Below are 18,423 nucleotides of genomic sequence, written 5' to 3' on the forward strand. Positions count from 1 at the left end.
TCATGAGCAGGGGTAACCGCGCCAACGAGGAACAGGCATCCTTGCGCCGCAACCGGCTCAATATCCTCACCTGGGAGCGGAATGCACAGGATATAGAAAGCGCGGCCCATCAGGCACGGCTTCGCCAGCTTCAGACCTATGCCGGCGCAACATTTTCTCCGGGCGCTTATGTCGCGGAAAAGGCTGAGATCCATACGGATAGGCTGGTGATGGGTGCCGGATCGTGGATTGCCGGTCATGCTCTGGTGCGTGGCGATGTCGAGCTTGGCGAGAACGTTTCGATCAATGCCTATGCTTGCATCTCTGGCCGGGTAAGATTGGGAAATGGGGTGCGGATTGCCTCGCATGTCAGCATTGTCGGCTTCAATCATGGCTTCGACGATCTTGAAACGCCGATCTATCGTCAGCCGTTGACATCGCTTGGCATCGAGATTGGCGACGATGTCTGGATCGGTGCCAATGCGGTCATTCTGGATGGCGCCCGGATCGGCAGCGGTGCAATTATCGCCGCCGGTGCCGTGGTCTCAAAACACATCCCACCACAGGCCATTGCGGGCGGCGTACCGGCCCGCGTGCTGCGGATGCGCGGCAAAGACACGGCGTCTACCCGCAAAACCGAGGTGGTCGAGACAGCGCTTGCCGCGATCAATGCTGCTGCTTCCGCTGATTGGCGAGCGGTGGTGGAGCGATATCGTATCGGCGATGATTACAGTGCACCGGATGCAAGCGGCAAACCCGTTACCAGCATTCGCCATCTCTGCGACGCCATCGAAATTGCCGCTGCCTTCGGTGATATCGGCTCGATATTCGATGTCGATGCCACCATCGCCCGCCTGCAAGCCGTTCAGGACCCGCAAACCGGCCTTTTCCTCGATCCTTATCGTGAAACGCAGCAGCCTCTGCATCACGATCCAATTGCCTTGTACAATGTGCTGGCCGTTGGATACGCACTTGAATGCCTGGGATCAGCGCCACTCCACCCTTTCCGGTTCATCGAATGCATGAGTGCAGGTGATCTCGTGCAATGGCTGGATGGGCTGCCCTGGCAAACACGCGCCTGGCATTGCGGCGCGACCGTCGATGCCATTGCAACGGCCTTGCATTTTAACGGCCGTTATTTTGGTGCAGGCGCCAACCGACACAGTTTGTTTGGTTGGCTGATCCTCAACTGCAACCCAGCATCCGGCCTTTGGGGTGCAGAAACACCGGATGGCGGGCTGTTGCAGCCGGTCAATGGTTTTTACCGGCTGACGCGCGGCGCCCATGCGCAATTTGGCATACCGGTTCCTTATCCGGATGCCGCCATCGATTCCGTGATCGCCAATTACCGGGCTCATGAAGGATTTCGTGGACAAGGCTTCAATGCCTGCAATCTGCTCGACACGATCCACCCGCTGCTGCTTTGCCTGAAGCAGACACCTCATCGCCGCGACGAGGCGATGGAAATCGCAACCGGCATCATTCTGCAACTGTCGACACGGTGGCAAAGCGGGCAAGGCTTCCCGTTCGCAGACGGTCAGCCAACCGGTTTGCAGGGAACTGAAATGTGGCTTACGACCTGTTGGCTTGCAGCCGAACTCCTGAACCTCTCCAGCAATCTGTCATTCAAGCCACGAGGTATTCATCGGTACCGAGCGTGAGACCGCATTTTCAAACGCTACTCCCCTCGCCAACCTCTTTGCTGCGAGATATTGATTATGTAATTTTCTACGTAATTTGAAGTGGCCTCCCGGGGCGTATGATCTCGAAAGGCCTGCCATATTCGGGTAACCGCACAAAGTGTCGCGATAAGGCCTCTATGTTCTCCTTCTAAATTGACCTACCGGCCTCATCGAACCGGTGAAGGCATCCCTCCATCGGCTTGACGCTGATGATTTCGCCGATCCTTGGCTCATGGCTGCCGCTGGTGCGGATGAGAAGCTTTCCATACAGAGCGGAGTCGATGGTCATGAACGTATCGCTTCCAAGGCATTCTGCAGCCACCACCACACCGGTCCAGGCGTCATGGTCTTGGGAAAGCACCAGATGCTCCGGCCTTACACCAATGGTTGTTGCACTGTGTCGTTGGGCCGCTTCGCCCGACACCAGATTCATTTGTGGTGAGCCAATAAAGGCGGCGACAAAGAGATTGCCTGGCCTGTGATAAAGCTCCAGCGGCGTGCCCAATTGCTCAAGGACGCCCTTGTTGAACACCGCAATCTTATCGGCCATGGTCATGGCTTCCACCTGATCATGGGTAACGTAAATGGTTGTTGCTTTTAATCTTTTTTGCAATTCCCGAATTTCCGAGCGCATTTGCACGCGCAGCTTGGCATCGAGATTCGAGAGAGGCTCATCAAACAGAAAAACCTTCGGGTCGCGCACAATGGCTCTGCCCATGGCAACGCGCTGACGTTGCCCACCTGAAAGAGCTGCGGGCTTGCGTTTAAGATATGGTTCAAGCCCCAGGACCTCAGACGCCTTTGCCACGCGCGCATGGATGTCCGCCACAGAATGCCCGGCGAGCTTAAGGGCAAAACCCATATTCTCGGCCACTGTCATATGCGGATAGAGCGCATAATTCTGAAACACCATGGCAATGTCGCGCTCACGTGGGCTCAAGTCATTGATGCGGGTACCATCAATGAAGATATCGCCGCCGGATACTTCTTCCAAACCCGCAATCATCCGTAGGAATGTTGATTTTCCGCAACCGGATGGTCCAACCAGTGCCAGGAATTCCCCGTCCCCAACCTCTAGATCCACACCGTGTATGACCTCCAACGCCCCGTAATGCTTGCGTAAATTTTCAATGCGCACCACAGCCATGATTTCCTCCCAGACAAATCGCTTGACGCAAAACAAAAGTGATTTAATCTATTTCTTGCATTCAGGGAATACGCCTGTTGGAGGAGACAGCGGGTGTCGGATGGTGACGCAGGGCGGAGGCTTGCCCGCGATTGAGGGTTTTAACGCATGGCACTCAACGGCATGCGACTTTGGGAGGAAGGCACATGAAAAAGAACAGGCATGCGTTGACGCTTGTCGCGCTGTTGGTCGCCCCAGTGGGCGGGAATGCCAGGGATATGATCACCGGCGACACGGTTGGTCCGGCTGACGCGCCCAATAAAATGACATTCCGCATGACGACCGACGGTCCGCGCAACAATGATCCGGTTGTGGCTGAAGGCTATGGCAAGCTTTTCAATCAGTTTATTGCCAAGCACCCCGGCTGGCGCATTGAATTGCAGATGATGACGGGGGATATCAGCCAAGAGCAGGCCCGAATGGTCGAGCAGGCCAAATCCGGTAATGCGCCCGACTGCGCTGCCGTGGACTCCTTCGTGCTGCCTGTTTTTAAAAAAGCTGGCGTGCTGAAATCCTTCTCGCCCTATTTCAGCAAGGAAGAGATCGACCAGCTTTTCCCCTTCATTCGCGAGGGCGTAACCGGAACGGACGGCCAGATTTATGCCTGGTGGTGGTCTACCGATCTGCGTGTTCTCTATCGCAACAAGGAGATCATTCCCGATGCGCCGCAGACATGGGACGAGACCAAAAAGGCAGCACTTCACTCCGTGAAAGAGGGCATGGAAGGCATTCTGTTCAACGGCTCGCGCTATGAAGGTACCACATTTGACTGGCTGGCCAATTTCTGGGCCGAAGGTGGCAAGCTGGTCGATGAGAGTGGCAAGCCGATCTTTGGAGAAGGTGCTGAGCGGGAAAAATTCGTCAAGGCGGTGAATTACTATCGCGATCTGGTGGAGTCCGGTGCGGCCCCGAAGCGCGTGGCCACCATTGGCAATTATGATGATTTCAATGCCGCCGCAGCCGCTGGCACCACGGCGCTGTTTGTCGGTGGCAATTGGCAATATGGCCAGCTGCAAGCCGCCCTTGAGCCGGAAGAACTGGCAAAATGGACCTTCTCACCTCTGCCCGGCCCCACCAAGGATCAGCGCTCGACCGGCACAGGTGGCTGGACGGTTGCCTCTTTTGCCTCCGATCCGGCAAAAGTGAAAATGTGCGCCGATCTGGCTCGTGATGTCTATATGGGACCTGCCAACGAGGTTCAGGGGCAACTGCCAACCCGCGCCGACCTTTATGAAAAGTACAAGATTTTCTCCTCTGACATCAACAAAGCTTTCTCGGAGGCCCTGAAAGTCGGGCAAGCTCGGCCCGGCGCGCCGGTCTATCCCGAAATCTCCAATCAGATTCAGATCATGATGGGCAAGGTGCTGACGGGAACGCAAGCCACGGATGCGGCTGTCGATGAAGCCTTCAAAGCTTCGCTTGCGGCCTATGATCGCCACTGAACTCCCCTTGATGCTGCGGGACCAAAGGGTTCCGCAGCGCTTTGTGGTCTGAATCCAAAAGGTGCACTCCATGGCAACAATCAGCTTGCAGGCGGGCAAACAAATGGGTGCCGCCCGAAGCCGTCACAGACCAAAGGCAGCGCCGTGGCTTATGCCGCTGATTTTGGTGCTCGGCATTTTCTACCTCTATCCCGTGCTGGATGTTCTGCGTCTGGCCTTCACCAGAGCCACCCTGCTCGGGGATGACGGTGGCTATACCATCACAACATTGATCAACACGCTGACCCGCGCAGAAATTCCGCAGATCCTGTGGGTCACGCTCACCTTCACGGCTGGATCGGTTCTGGCGCAGCAACTGTTTGGCCTTGTGATCGCATTGGTGGTGGTGCGGGCAGAAAGACGCGGTCTGTTCGGTGCGACAATCCTGCGAACCACGGCGCTGATTGCCTGGGTGGTGCCGGGTATTGCTGGCGGCATTATCTGGAAAATGCTGTTTAACGAGGCTCCGTTTGGCGGGCTGAACAGCCTGCTCCGGCTTGTGGGCGCGGGCCCCGTACAATGGCTCTCCGATCCCAACCTCGTGATGTGGTCGGTGGTGTTGTCGAATGTCTGGCGCGGAACCGCCTTTTCCATGGTGGTGATGTATGCGGCCATCAAGGCGATTGATCCGGTGCTTTATGAGGCCGCGGCGGTGGATGGGGCGCGGGCCGATCAGCGGCTGCGCTATGTCACCCTGCCGCAGCTAAAATCGGCCATTCTGGTCAATCTGATTTTGATCACCATCCAGACGCTCAACACCTTCGATGCGATCATCTCCCTCACCGGCGGCGGACCGGGACGGGTGACAGAGGTACTGTCGCTCTACACGTTCAATGTGGTGTTTCGCAATTATGATCTGGCGGCGGGCGCTGCTCTGTCCCTCCTCATGCTGGTAATCTCGCTGACGCTGGCCTTGATCTATGCCGCCTTCCTGCCAAAGGGAGATGACCAATGAAAACCCGTACAAGTGAGCGCCTTGGTGATGCTCTGAGCTATCTTTTCATGGTCATTACCTTCGCTTTTTTCGCATGGCCACTGCTGTGGCTTTTGTCTTTGGCGCTTCGAACCCGCAAGGAAGTGTTTCTGGGTGTCACCCGCTTCATTCCCAAAGCGCCGACGCTGGATAATTTTGCGATGATCCTGTCCTCGGACAAGTTCATTTCTTACCTTTGGAATGCGCTGAAACTCTCCTGCCTGTCAGCGGCGGGCTGCCTGATCGTGGCTCTGCCCGCGGCCTATGCCTTTTCGCGCTTTCAGTTCAAGGGCAAGGGCGCGTGGATGATGGCGCTGTTGTCAGTGCAAATGATCTCCCCGCTGGTGATCATGGTGCCGCTTTACCGCTATATGGCGGCGATGGGCCTGCTGGACAGCTATTTTGGCACCACCATGGTCTATGTGGCCCTTGCCGTTCCGGTTTCCACCTGGATTTTGAAAGGCTCAATCGACGGCATTCCCAAAACCCTTGATGAAGCGGCAATGATGGATGGCTGCACCCGGTTTGGCGTGTTCATTCGTGTCATCCTGCCATTGTCCACGCCCGGCATTGCCTCGGCCTTCATCATCGCGGTCATCAGCGGCTGGTCGCAATTTCTGGTGCCATTCCTGCTGATCACCAAGGAATCCCTCACCCCGATTGGCGTCGGCATTTTTCAATATGCCGGCACGCAAAATGACTCCTCCATCCAACTTCTCGCGGCGGCCTGCCTTGTCTCGGTGGTGCCTGCCATCATCGCCTTTCTCTCGCTCCAGCGCCTTATTCTGGGCGCGATGACCGCCGGAGCCGTGAAGGGTTGAACCCATTCTGTTGAAAGATTTTAGGAAGTTACCATGAGCCTCACCTACACCCAACGTCTTGAGCGGATTGAAGTCCGCAACGCCGAATTCCAGTTCTGGCGCGCCCGCAAAACCGTGACCGTTAACGGCTGGAGTTTTAACGGTCAACCAATTGCCGTGGGCGAGGCCTGGCCGCACAAGACCCCACCCATTGGCTTCACGGCAGATGTGACCGTGCCGGAAGGCTGGCCGCTTGCGGATACCTATCTTTATCTCAACCTTGGCGGCGAAAGCCTGTTGAGCATCACCGCGCAAGATGGTTCTCTCAAGCGCTACGGGCTGGACCCCTACCACCGCGAATTTGCAGCACCTTCGCAAAGCTTTTCACTGCATGCACAATCCGTTCCGCGCCTGCCGTTTGGTGAGCCGGTACGCGCACCGAAGCTTGAACGGGCGGAGCTGTTCTGGATCGACCGTTCCGTGGACCGCATGGGACTGTTGATGCGCCAGATTGCCGAAGCATTAAGGGTGTTGGAAGGCCATGATGTGGTGCCCTATTTGCTGGATGCTGCCGAACAGGCGTTTTACGCCATCGATTGGCCATCGGCGACGGCAGACTATGTGGCGCGCACTGCCCCTGCGGTGATGCAGCAAAAGATCTGGCAGCTGCCAGATTTGAAGGCCGACCCTGAAGGTCTGACCGACGCACAGCGCGCCAAACTGGATCAAGCCTATGAGGCGCTGATGGCGCGCCTTGGCGAACTCCGTGAGCGCTTCCCCCCACAGGGCAAGGTGGCATTGACCGGCCATGCCCATATCGATCTGTGCTGGCTCTGGCCCTATGATGAGACCCGCCGCAAGATGCGCCGCACCTTCCACACGGCGCTGTCGATCATGGAAACATCGAAGGATTTCCGCTTCAACCAGTCAACCGCCCACTATTACTGGCAGTTGGAAGAGGATGACCCTGAACTGCTCAACAAAATCGTTGACCGTGCTAAAGACGGCCAGTGGGAAACACTCGGCGGCATGTGGATTGAGCCAGACACCAATATGCCCACAGGCGAAAGCCTGACCCGACAAATCCTCTACGGCCAGCGCTATTTCGAAAAGCGGTTTGGCACGCGCCACAGCGTGTGCTGGCTGCCGGATTGCTTTGGCTTTGCCGGAGCCTTGCCGCAGCTTCTCAAACAGGGCGGCATGAAAAGCTTCTTCACCATCAAGGTCAATTGGTCCGAAAGCAACCACATCCCTGCCGATCTGTTCTGGTGGGAGGGGCTGGATGGCAGCCGGGTGCTGGCTCACTCGTTCGACAATCCGATGGAGGGCTATAACGGCTTTGTGCGCCCGGATTGCATTACGCCAACATGGAAAAATTATCGCCAGAAAGACCGCCACGACACCACACTGCTGTGCGTCGGTTATGGTGACGGCGGCGGTGGCCCAAGCCCTGAAATGGTGGTGCGGGAAGAACAGCTGCGGGTTTTCCCAGCCATCCCGGAAGCCCGCTGGACCCGCGTGCATGACTTTTTTGAAGATGCCCATGCAATGGCGAAAACCACGCCCGTCTCGGTGTGGAAAGGCGAGATCTATCTGGAACTGCACCGCGCCACGCTGACCACGCAAAGCGCCATCAAAAAACTGCACCGCAAGGCCGAGCGCAGCCTGATTACAGCGGAAACTTTGGCATCCCTTGGCCATCTTTTGGGGGCCGCCAAACCACGCTCATTGGAGCCGGAATGGCGGGTGGTGCTGAAAAACGAGTTCCACGACATTTTGCCAGGCTCCTCGATTGCAGAAGTCTATGTGGATGCGAAAGCCGAGCTTGAACAGGTGTTGGCGGATGGCGCGGCTGCGCAAAAGGCGGCTGTTGATGCCATTCTTGCGCAACTGCCTGAAGGCAATGATGGGGCGGTGCTGGTGATCAACCCCACGTTGAGCGCCCGGCCAGTCCGGTTGACGCTGAATGATAGCAGCATAGCGGCTAATGGCGTGGTGCCAGCCCTTGGTGTGAGCGTTTTGCCAGCCAGCGCCCTTGCCCCCAAACCGGGCTTGAAAGCCACGAAAAACACGCTGGAAAATGACATCATCAAGGTGACGCTGGCGGATGATGGCTCGATTGCCTCCATCCTACACAAAGCATCTGGCCGCGAAGCGGTCGAGGGTGGGGCCAACCGGCTGTTTGCTTATACGGCGGATAAGCCGCGCAATTGGGACGCGTGGGATGTGGAAGAGGATTACGGCCAAAAATCCGAGGAGTTGAGCGGATACGAATCCATCGAACTTGTTGAAAACACCGCCCACCGCGCCGCCATCCGTATCAAACGCCGCTTTCGTGATTCCACCATTGTGCAGACCCTAAGCCTTGCGGCCAACGCCCGCCGTCTCGACATTTTCACCGAGATCGACTGGCACGAACGCCGGGTGATGCTGCGCACCGAAAATGGCGTGGCCGTCAGCGCAGCCCGCGCCACCTGTGAGGTGGCCTATGGCGTGGTGGAACGCCCCACCCATTCCAACACCTCGTGGGATGAGGCGATGTTTGAGGCTCCGGCGCATCGGTTTATTGATCTTTCCGAACCAGGTTTTGGCATGGCTTTGCTGAATGATGCCAAATATGGCCACTCGGCCCGTGGCAATGTGCTGGGCTTGTCCTTGCTGCGCTCGCCCATATATCCCGATCCGCTGGCGGATGAAGGGTATCAGTCCTTCACCTATGCGCTGATGCCGCATGAAGGCACATGGTATGAGGGTCATGTGCGTGAGGAAGCCGATGATTTGAACCAGCCTTTGATTGCCATTCCGGTGTCAGATAAAGCAGCAGGCGAATGGTGCCCGTTGCAAGCGGCAGGGCTGGAAGTCGCTCTATCAGTCATCAAACCTGCCGAGGATGGCGATGGCCTGATCGTGCGGGTGTATGAGCCCGCCGGTCGCCGGGGAGGCTTCCAGCTTGCGCCGTCAGATGGTTGGGTCGTCAGTGGCGCACTCAGCATTCTGGAAGAACCCATGGAGGCGGTGGATGCGGACGCGCTAAAACCCTTTGAGGTGAAGAGTTGGCGTCTGTCGAAAACCGCTTGAAAATGCTTTCACCCCGCACGTCTATGGTGCATGGTTTCCTCGCTGCCGTTGTCCGGCGGCGAGGAGATTGACGATTACGATGAGTTATTCCGGAGCCAATGGCGAACAGGCCGCAGCCCTCAACAGGGCCATCATCCTGAACGCCATTCACCGTGGTGGGCCAATCTCGCGCACCGAAATTGCCAAGCTTTCGCGCCTGACAAAGCAGGCTGTCACCCGCATTGTCGATAAGCTGCTGGATGAAGGTCTGGTGATGGAGGCCCGCCGCCGGCAAGGTTTGCGTGGCCAACCGGCCATCGAGCTGGAGATTGACCCTGAGGGGGCTTTTGCCATCGGAGCCAATATCGACCGTGATCACCTGACCATTGTGGCGGTGGATGCGGTGGGCAATGTGCGCGGACGTCTTCATCATGAAGCGCGGTTTTTGCTGCCAGAGGCTTTTGTAAAGCTGATGGAAGACGCCGTATCGTCCTTCCTGCGCCGCAAGGTTATTCGTGAATCGAGGCTTGCGGGCATTGGTCTTGCCATTCCCGATTGGTTGGGCGAGGTGCAGGTGATTGGCCTGCCAGACACGTATAGCCAGTGGAGCGGCTTTGATGTGCGCGCCGCTCTATCACATATCACTGACCATCCCATCTATATCGACAATGACGCCAATGCAGCGGCCTTGGGCGAGATTGAATATGGGCTGGGCACAGAAATGCGCAGCTTTTTCTATATTCTCATATCGGCCTGTCTTGGTGGCAGTCTGGTGATTGACGGTATGCGCCACAAGGGCGCAGGCGGGCTGGGCGGCGAAATCGGCTGGCTGCCCACGGCGGTGACAACCGGCCCCTTTGCCGGGGAAACCAGGCCATTGGGTGATATGCTGTCAATGTTCGTGTTGCTCGATTACCTTGCCGACAATGGTGTGGATATCGCAACGCCTGCGGATCTGTTGACGCTGGATGCACGGGGACGCGCCCTTCTCAGCGGTTGGCTGAAGAAAATGGCCATCAACCTCGCGGAAGCCGTCAGCGACATCGGCATGGTGGTGGACCCTGATGGCATTATTCTGGGGGGACGCTTACCCGTGCGGCTGATTGATGAATTGCTGCTCTACGTGCATGAGGAAATCAGTAGCCGGGGAGCCTTGGCCCCAAGCTTACACCGTGCTGCGGCGTCTGAAGATGCCGCAGCCCTTGGCGCTGCCGCCATGGCGCTCGCCGACCGGCTCTGTCTTCCTTCCGCCGATCCGGCCCATCTCAGCCGCTCACCGTTGACGACAGCGATCCGGCCTTCATCGATCAATTCGGCTTTGGCAGCAGCAGTTCGATAAAGGGAGCAATAGCAGCACCATAGGCAGCGTCGCGGTCTGGAAAGCTCAAGGGGCGAACAGGCGGGATCCATGCTGCGGGGACAAAATATCGCTCTTTGCTCAGTCGGGCTTCGGCAATTTTTTCAATCAACCGATCTATGACAGCGGCGGGCAATTGCCCGCCCAGCAGCATGGCTCCGGGTGAAATGAAACCGGCAATGGTGACAACGCCGTCCAGAAGGCGATTGGCGGCCTGTTCAATCCAGCGATCAACGTCGTCTTCTCCGTGCGCAGCAATGAAAGCCCTGTAAGACGCTGCACTCGCCATCATATCCAGCGTGCCTTCCGCCAGACCAGGACGCATGGCACCAATTGCGCCCGCTCTGCCATGCGTGCCGCGGTAAAAGCGGCCATTGATGATCAGGCCCGCCTGCACCTGTTCATCAATCAGCACAACAACCAGCCCGCCTTCCGGCTCACCGATGCCAAACAATCTCTCCCCAGCCAGCACCGCCTCAGGCTTTGACAGGGTGAAGCTTGGCAATTCGCCAAAAGCCGTCGTGAATGCATCATCCTTGTCCACGTTCATCACCACGCCGACGCCGATGGGGGCCGGAAAGCCCACCTCTGCCTGCACAATGCGCCGAATAGCGGCAAAAAAGGCTTCGTCTTGATCAAAGCGCTCGTAAAATACCCTATCACCGGCGAGATTGCACAAAGCAAGGGAGCCACCATTCTGGCAGCGCTCAAGGCCAAGACCGTAAGCGCCGGATGACACAAGCGAAAATTCCGCCGCTTTATAGCGTGTCGTGGTCTGGCGATTGCTCTTGCACACAAGGCCCGCCGAAACAAGCCGCTGTAGAATGCCGGTAATGGCTGGCTCTGTAAGCTTAAGCCGTGCGGCAAGCTCCTGGCGCGTCATCGGCCCTTCACGCAGCAAAAGCGCAGAAACGGTGCGTCCGTTATGATCTGCGATATCTTCAGGACTGAGGCCCTGAGCGTCGCGATCCTCCAAGGGCCGAACCGTCTGATACCTTACAAGTCGTCGTCCCACACTCACACTTCCATCGGCGGTTTCATTGCAATCTTTGCCGTCAGTTAACATAGGAAAGCAAATAGGCTTTGCTCAATACAGTCAATCACTTCGTCGAAGCGTCGACGGCCTTGTCGCAGTTTTTTGCAACTAAAGGAAATCGCTGCTCCAAAATTTGCGGAGCGGGCCTATACCTATGAATTCCATTGCCGAAAAGCTGAAGCGACATTCGAAGTCCGTCCTTCAATATGCCTTTCACGAACTCGATGCAATGAAAGGTAGCCGGAAACGCATGACATGTCGGAACGGCAGTTAATTCTGCTCGCAGGCTTTTTTACACCGAGATTACGGCACCGTCGGAGGTTCTATGCATAAAAATGACGCATCATATGCGCTTGCCTAGAATTACACCAAAATCCGCTTGAACGATTGAAAAATATCTATACTGAGGCTCAGGTGATATTTTTTAATCAGGGCCCGCATCTTGGACATTGAAAGCGTACCATCAGAGCAAGAGCGCATGCCAATGTCCCAACGGATCATCCAGGCAACGTTATCGCCCGCCCACCGGCAGATCGCAGATTACGTGCTGGATTATCCCTTGCGCGTTGCCGCGATGCGGGCTGAAGAACTGGCCGAGATCGTTCATGTGTCGGTTCCAACCGTCAATCGCTTTGCTCGCGCCTTGGGTTTTGCGGGTTATGCGCAATTTCGTGCTGATCTGGTGCTGGGGTACGAGACCGCTTTGGCACCTGTGGAAAAATTACAGCGACGGTCGCAGGCGGCAACCAGCCCCGCAGACGTGTTTGCCAACAATCTGGCCATGATAACCAGAAACATTGAGAGAACGCATCAGGCTCTCGATACCGAGACGCTATCGCGGGCTATCGGTCTCATCTTGTCCGCCCGCCGCATTTCCATCATTGGCCTTGGCAGCAGCGCCTGGCTTGGCGGCCTTTTGCAGCGGCGGTTTGATCTGTTTTGTGATGATGTTCGCCTACTGGCCACCGTCGAAGGTGCATCCTTCGCAGCGCGGGCTTTGCGCAATGTTCGCGCCGGTGACCTTGTCATCGCCATCGCCTTTCCACGTTACATGGCTGATACTGTCACGCTGGCAAAACGCCTGCGCGATGCTGGGGCCGATGTTCTGGCGCTGACCGACAATGCCAGCTCGCCGCTGGTAGCCCATGCCACAATGACGCTGTTTGCGCAGGTCGAGAGCGATTATTTCGCCAGCTGTGAGGCCAGTGGGCTGGCCTTGATCGAGTCCCTCTCTGCTGCCGTATCCTACGCCTCAGGCCGCTCCATGCAGGCGGCCACCCAGCTTGTTGATACCGTGCTTCCCTATCTGCACAGCGGCCCAAACCACCCTCATCGGGCATCGGCGAAATCGTTAGCCGAAGACGACGAACCCGAGCTTGACTGATACATTCTCTGACCCATTTTCATTGAGACGATCTGCCATGACCTCTTCTGCGACCCTGCCCCAAACCGCACCCTCTCTGCTGGACAATCAGGTTCTGGCCGTAGATGACCTGACAGTATCCTTTGCCACATCCGAGGGCCGGGTGCAGGCCGTGCGCAATATCAGCTTCGCGGTTGGCCGAGGTGAAACGCTTGCGATTGTGGGTGAATCCGGCTCTGGCAAATCCGTCACCTCGCTGGCGTTGATGCGGCTGATTGAGCATGGTGGTGGACGGATTGATAGCGGTGCTATGCTGTTTCGCCCCAGCAATGACAAGGTGCTGGATCTGGCACGCGCCGATACGCCGTCCATGCGCAGCATCCGGGGTGCGGATATTGCCATGATCTTTCAAGAGCCGATGACATCGCTCAACCCGGTGTTTACCGCTGGCGAACAGATTGCCGAATCCATCCGCCTGCACCAGAAGATGAGCGAGGCAGGCGCTAAATCTGAAGCGCTGCGGATGCTGGATCTGGTGCGCATTCCAGAAGCCAAGCATGTGTTTGGCCGCTATCCGCATCAATTATCCGGCGGCATGCGCCAGCGGGTGATGATTGCCATGGCGCTGGCCTGCCGCCCTTCCCTGCTGATTGCCGACGAGCCGACCACGGCGCTGGATGTCACCGTGCAGGCGCAGATTTTGCAACTGATCCGCCAGCTTCAGGACGACATGAACATGGGCGTGCTGTTCATCACCCATGATATGGGTGTGGTGGCCGAAATTGCCGACCGCGTGCTGGTGATGCGGCAGGGCGAAAAGGTCGAGCATGGCGCTTCTAAAGATGTGTTCGAGCGCCCGAACCATCCTTACACAAAGGCCCTTTTGGCCGCCGTTCCGCGCCTTGGAGCCATGGCGGGCACCGATGGTCCGCGTGCTTTTGATCTGGTGGGGGCCGATAGCACTCAGACCCATGCAGAACAACCTCCAGCACGGTTTGATCTGCCTCCGATTTTGAAAGTGCGCGATCTGGTCACCCGCTTCCCCGTTCGGCGCGGTTTGTTCAACCGGGTTGATAGCTCGGTTCATGCGGTGGAAAAGGTAAGCTTTGATCTGCATGCCGGAGAAACCTTGGCATTGGTGGGCGAATCCGGCTGCGGCAAATCCACCACGGGCCGTTCACTCTTGCGTCTGGTCAACAGTCAGAGTGGAACCGTCGAATTTGATGGCCGCAATGTTCTTGATCTTCCGGCCAACGAGTTGCGCGGCCTTCGCCGCAGCATTCAGCTGGTGTTTCAAGACCCGTTTGCCTCGCTGGACCCAAGGCTAACGGTTGGTTTTTCGATTATGGAACCGCTGTTGATCCACGGCATTGCCAAGGGCGAGGAAGCGAGACAGCGCGTGGCATGGCTGTTGGAACGGGTTGGCCTGTCGGCTGCCCATTCTGAGCGCTATCCGCATGAATTCTCGGGTGGCCAGCGCCAGCGCATTGCCATTGCCCGCGCCTTGGCGCTGAACCCGAAAGTGGTGGTGGCCGATGAATCGGTCTCGGCGCTGGATGTGTCCATTCAGGCGCAGATCGTCAATCTGCTTTTGGAATTGCAGCGCGATCTGGGCATTTCTTATCTGTTTATTTCTCACGACATGGCCGTGGTGGAGCGCGTCAGCCACCGGGTGGCGGTGATGTATCTGGGGCAGATTGTTGAAATTGGCCCGCGCCGGGCGATTTTTGAAAATCCGCAGCATCCCTATACCAAAAAGCTGATGGCCGCCGTGCCAATCGCCGATCCGGCACGTCGCCATTTGAAACGGCAATTTGCTGCTGAAGACCTGCCAAGCCCGATGCGCAAAAAAGGCGATGAGCCGGTGGTGGAAGCCTTGCAAGAGGTATCACCCGGCCATTTCGTCGCAAGGCACAGCGTTGGCGCCTTCAAAATGTAATTCAACACTTACCGAACTGACCCAACCAGCACAGGAGATATTGATGAAGCATAGATTTTCTTCCCGGCTCGCATCTGCCACGGTCTTGGCAGGCATTCTCGCTATTGGTGCGGGACAGGCATTTGCCGCTGGCAGCGTGGTTCTGGCCCTCAATACGCAGGCTGAAACGCTAGACCCTTATAATACCAACACCACGCTGACCACCGCTGTGACAAAGTCCTTCTACGAAGGCCTGTTTGGCTTCGACAAGGACTTGAAGGTGCAGCCGGTTCTGGCCACAGGCTACACCGTCTCTGATGACGGTCTGGTCTATACATTCAAGCTACGTGACGGTGTAAAATTTCAAGACGGCACCGATTTCAATGCCGATGCAGTGAAGGTCAATTTTGATCGTGTGCGCAACCCGGATAACAAGCTGTCGCGCTTCAACCAGTTCAACCAGATCGACAAGGTTGAGGTTGTCTCACCGCTTGAAGTGCGCATCACGCTAAAGCAGCCCTTTGGCCCGTTCATCAACTCGCTGGCCCATGCCTCTGCTGCGATGATTTCGCCAGCCGCTCTGGCCAAATGGGGCAACAAGGAAATCGCCTTCCATCCGGTTGGCACCGGCCCGTTTGAGTTTGTCGAATGGAAGCAGACCGATTACGTCAAGGCCAAGAAGTTTGATGGCTATTGGCGCAAAGGCTTCCCGAAGGTCGATGAAATCACCTGGAAGCCAGTGCCTGATAACAACACCCGCGCCGCCATGTTGCAGACCGGGGAAGCTGATTTCGCCTATCCCATGCCCTATGAGCAGGTGGCAACGCTGAAGCAGAACACCAAGCTGACTGTCACGGTATCGCCGTCGATCATTGAGCGCTATGTCAGCTTCAACATGCTGCAAAAGCCGTTTGATGATCTGCGCGTGCGTCAGGCCATCAACTATGCCATCAACAAAGAAGCACTGGCCAAGGTGGCCTTTAGCGGCTTTGCCAAGCCCGCCGAAGGTGTTGTGCCAGAAGGCGTGCTCTACGCCCACAAGATCGCTCCATGGCCTTATGATCCAGCCAAGGCACGCGCTTTGTTGAAGGAAGCAGGCTATCCAAACGGCTTTGAATCCACCCTGTGGAGCGCTTACACCACAACCACGGCGCAAAAGGCCATTCAGTTCCTGCAACAGCAATTGCAGCAGGTGGGTATCAAGGTGACGCTTCAGGCGCTTGAACCCGGTCAGCGGGTAGAATGGGTACAGACAGCGCCCGATCCAAAGACCGCCAAGGTGCGGATGTATTATGCCGGATGGTCGTCCTCGACTGGCGAAGCCGATTGGGCATTGCGTCCGCTGCTGGCCACTGAAGCTTGGCCGCCAAAGCTGAGCAACACGGCCTATTACAGCAATCCTGTTGTGGACGATCTGATTGCCAAGGCCATGAAGACCACCAAGGACGATGAGAAGAAGACCTTCTATGCCGACGCGCAGGAACAGATCATGAAGGATCTGCCCTGGGCACCGCTGGTGACTGAAAACAATGTGTCGGCTGCGGCAACGAAGCTTGAAGGTGTCTACGTCATGCCGGATGGCAATATCGACAGCTCGAACATTGCTCTGAAGTAATAAGACGTTCTGAAAACGCGATCCCGGCGCTGATCTAGCGCCGGGACACTCCTTTTACGCATTTCCGAACGCAAAACCGCGATACACTTTTGCTGGAAATGCTCCCATCTCTCCTGAAGGCTTTCGCTGCGGTTGCCATGTTCAATTATTTTCTCAAGCGCCTGTTCGGGCTGCTGCCCACACTTCTGATCGTCGCCGTTCTGGTGTTTCTGTTCGTGCATATGCTGCCGGGTGATCCGGCACGCCTTGCCGCCGGGCAGGATGCGGACGAGCAGACCGTGGCGCTGGTGCGCAGCGAACTGGGTCTCGACAAGCCGCTGCCCCAGCAATTTGTCGAGTATTTCACCCGTATGTTGCATGGAGACCTTGGGGTGTCGATCCGCACCCATCGCCCGGTATCTGTCGAAATTGGTGAGCGCTTCATGCCCACCATGCTGCTGACGCTGACCAGCATGATCTGGTCCGTCTCCGTTGGCATGATCATTGGTGTGTTTTCTGCCGTGTTTCGCAACCGCTGGCCGGATCGGCTGGGCATGACCGTGGCGGTATCGGGCATTTCCTTTCCGGCCTTTGCGCTGGGCATGTTGCTGATGCAAATCTTCTCCGTCTGGTTGGGATGGCTGCCCACCGTTGGGGCCGATAGCTGGTGGCATTATATCCTGCCGTCCCTGACGCTGGGCGCGGGCGTTGCCGCCGTCATGGCCCGTTTTACCCGCGCCGCCTTTGTGGATGTGATTCAGGAAGATTTTGTGCGCACTGCCCGCGCCAAGGGCCTGAATGAAAAAGTGGTGATTGCCAAACATTGCCTGCGCAACGCTCTGATCCCGATTGTCACCATGATGGGCTTGCAATTTGGCTTTCTTCTGGGCGGCTCCATTGTGGTGGAGGCGGTGTTCAACTGGCCGGGTGTTGGCCGTTTGCTGGTCGATGCGGTCAACCAGCGGGATTATCCGGTGATTCAGGCGCTTGTGCTGATGTTCTCGCTGGAATTCATCCTGATCAATCTTGTCGTGGATCTGCTCTACGGCGTCATCAATCCGACAATCCGTTATAAATGAGCCGGCCATGAGCAATACCACATCTGCCGTCGTTACACAGACCAGTCGGGCTGTGCGCACCCCCTGGAGCGAGTTCTGGCGCAAGTTCAAACGTCAGCCCGTGGCGCTTGGGGCCTTGGCCTTCATTGTCATCCTGATGGTTCTGGCTATCGCAGCACCCGTGATTGCGCCCTATGACGCCGAGAATTTCTTTGACTATGACATGATCAATGCCGGGCCATCCTTGAGCCATTGGTTTGGCGTTGACCCATTGGGTCGCGATATTTTCAGCCGCATTCTGATGGGCGCGCGCATTTCGCTGGCCACAGGCCTTTTGTCCGTCACGCTCGGTGGCTTTATCGGCACCGTGTTTGGCCTGCTGGCTGGCTATTATGAAGGCTGGTGGGACCGCGTGGTCATGCGCATCTGCGATGTGCTGTTTGCCTTTCCAGGCATTTTGCTGGCTTTGGGCATTGTTGCCATTCTAGGCAGTTCCATGGTCAACGTGGTGGCCGCCGTTGCGGTGTTTTCCGTGCCAGCTTTTGCAAGACTGGTGCGCAGTAGCACGCTGGTGCTGAAAAACATGACCTATATTGAAGCCGTCAGAAGCGTTGGCGCATCAGATTTCATCATCCTGTTTCGCCATATTCTGCCGGGGGCCTTTTCGTCGATTGTGGTCTATTTCACCATGCGACTTGGCACATCCATCATCACCGCCGCCAGCCTTTCCTTCCTTGGTCTCGGTGCGCAGCCACCGACGCCCGAATGGGGTGCCATGCTGAATGACGCAAGAGCCGATATGGTCAACGCACCGCATGTGGCACTGTTTCCAAGCCTTGCGATTTTCGTCACCGTTCTGGCCTTCAATCTGTTGGGTGATGGTCTTCGCGATGCAATTGACCCGAAAATCGACCGGAAATAACCCTCTTTATCTTGGAG

The 18,423-nt window shown here is 56.9% G+C and carries 13 protein-coding genes; 11 read left to right on the forward strand and 2 right to left on the reverse strand.

What is annotated here, in order from left to right; genetic code table 11:
• Positions 1-2 precede the first annotated feature (2 nt).
• The gene (locus IEI95_RS10420; protein ID WP_194416384.1) at positions 3-1,640 is read left to right on the forward strand and encodes an acyltransferase; all 1,638 of its coding nucleotides are present in this window, start codon (positions 3-5) and stop codon (positions 1,638-1,640) included.
• A gap of 169 nt (positions 1,641-1,809) precedes the next feature.
• On the opposite strand, the gene IEI95_RS10425 is transcribed toward IEI95_RS10420, so the two are convergent.
• A complete protein-coding gene (locus IEI95_RS10425; protein ID WP_194416385.1) occupies positions 1,810-2,808 on the reverse strand; it encodes a sn-glycerol-3-phosphate ABC transporter ATP-binding protein UgpC in 999 nt (332 codons plus the stop codon).
• Between the two features lie 185 nt (positions 2,809-2,993).
• Between IEI95_RS10425 and IEI95_RS10430 the strand changes: the two genes are divergently transcribed.
• The 5 genes from IEI95_RS10430 (at position 2,994) to IEI95_RS10450 (ending at position 10,497) form a co-directional block, all read left to right on the forward strand.
• A complete protein-coding gene (locus IEI95_RS10430; RefSeq protein WP_156533036.1) occupies positions 2,994-4,289 on the forward strand; it encodes an extracellular solute-binding protein in 1,296 nt (431 codons plus the stop codon).
• A 70-nt stretch (positions 4,290-4,359) separates the two neighbouring features.
• Complete coding sequence (locus IEI95_RS10435; RefSeq protein WP_194416386.1) at positions 4,360-5,283, forward strand: carbohydrate ABC transporter permease; 924 nt, start codon at positions 4,360-4,362, stop codon at positions 5,281-5,283.
• Complete coding sequence (locus tag IEI95_RS10440) at positions 5,280-6,122, forward strand: carbohydrate ABC transporter permease (RefSeq protein ID WP_194416387.1); 843 nt, start codon at positions 5,280-5,282, stop codon at positions 6,120-6,122. The genes IEI95_RS10435 and IEI95_RS10440 overlap by 4 nt, the downstream gene beginning before the upstream one ends.
• A gap of 33 nt (positions 6,123-6,155) precedes the next feature.
• On the forward strand, positions 6,156-9,179 hold the full coding sequence (locus IEI95_RS10445) for an alpha-mannosidase (protein WP_194416388.1): 3,024 nt from the start codon (positions 6,156-6,158) through the stop codon (positions 9,177-9,179).
• A 79-nt stretch (positions 9,180-9,258) separates the two neighbouring features.
• On the forward strand, positions 9,259-10,497 hold the full coding sequence (locus IEI95_RS10450) for an ROK family transcriptional regulator (protein WP_194416389.1): 1,239 nt from the start codon (positions 9,259-9,261) through the stop codon (positions 10,495-10,497).
• On the opposite strand, the gene IEI95_RS10455 is transcribed toward IEI95_RS10450, so the two are convergent.
• The gene (locus IEI95_RS10455; protein ID WP_194416390.1) at positions 10,466-11,530 is read right to left on the reverse strand and encodes an ROK family transcriptional regulator; all 1,065 of its coding nucleotides are present in this window, start codon (positions 11,528-11,530) and stop codon (positions 10,466-10,468) included. The genes IEI95_RS10450 and IEI95_RS10455 overlap by 32 nt on opposite strands.
• A gap of 499 nt (positions 11,531-12,029) precedes the next feature.
• Between IEI95_RS10455 and IEI95_RS10460 the strand changes: the two genes are divergently transcribed.
• From IEI95_RS10460 to gsiD, 5 genes are all read left to right on the forward strand, one after another.
• Positions 12,030-12,935 (forward strand): MurR/RpiR family transcriptional regulator, encoded by a 906-nt coding sequence (locus tag IEI95_RS10460; protein ID WP_234934200.1) that lies wholly within the window; start codon positions 12,030-12,032, stop codon positions 12,933-12,935.
• 37 nt (positions 12,936-12,972) lie between these two features.
• Complete coding sequence (locus IEI95_RS10465) at positions 12,973-14,853, forward strand: dipeptide ABC transporter ATP-binding protein (RefSeq protein ID WP_194416392.1); 1,881 nt, start codon at positions 12,973-12,975, stop codon at positions 14,851-14,853.
• Positions 14,854-14,896: 43 nt separating this feature from the next.
• Positions 14,897-16,447, forward strand: coding sequence for a glutathione ABC transporter substrate-binding protein GsiB (gene gsiB / locus IEI95_RS10470; RefSeq protein WP_156533026.1), 1,551 nt, complete (start codon positions 14,897-14,899; stop codon positions 16,445-16,447).
• 137 nt (positions 16,448-16,584) lie between these two features.
• A complete protein-coding gene (gsiC, locus tag IEI95_RS10475) occupies positions 16,585-17,505 on the forward strand; it encodes a glutathione ABC transporter permease GsiC (protein WP_156533125.1) in 921 nt (306 codons plus the stop codon).
• A 7-nt stretch (positions 17,506-17,512) separates the two neighbouring features.
• Positions 17,513-18,406 (forward strand): glutathione ABC transporter permease GsiD, encoded by an 894-nt coding sequence (gsiD, locus tag IEI95_RS10480; protein WP_156533024.1) that lies wholly within the window; start codon positions 17,513-17,515, stop codon positions 18,404-18,406.
• Positions 18,407-18,423: the final 17 nt, after the last annotated feature.

The organism is Agrobacterium vitis (assembly GCF_014926405.1).
Classification (GTDB): domain Bacteria; phylum Pseudomonadota; class Alphaproteobacteria; order Rhizobiales; family Rhizobiaceae; genus Allorhizobium; species Allorhizobium vitis_H.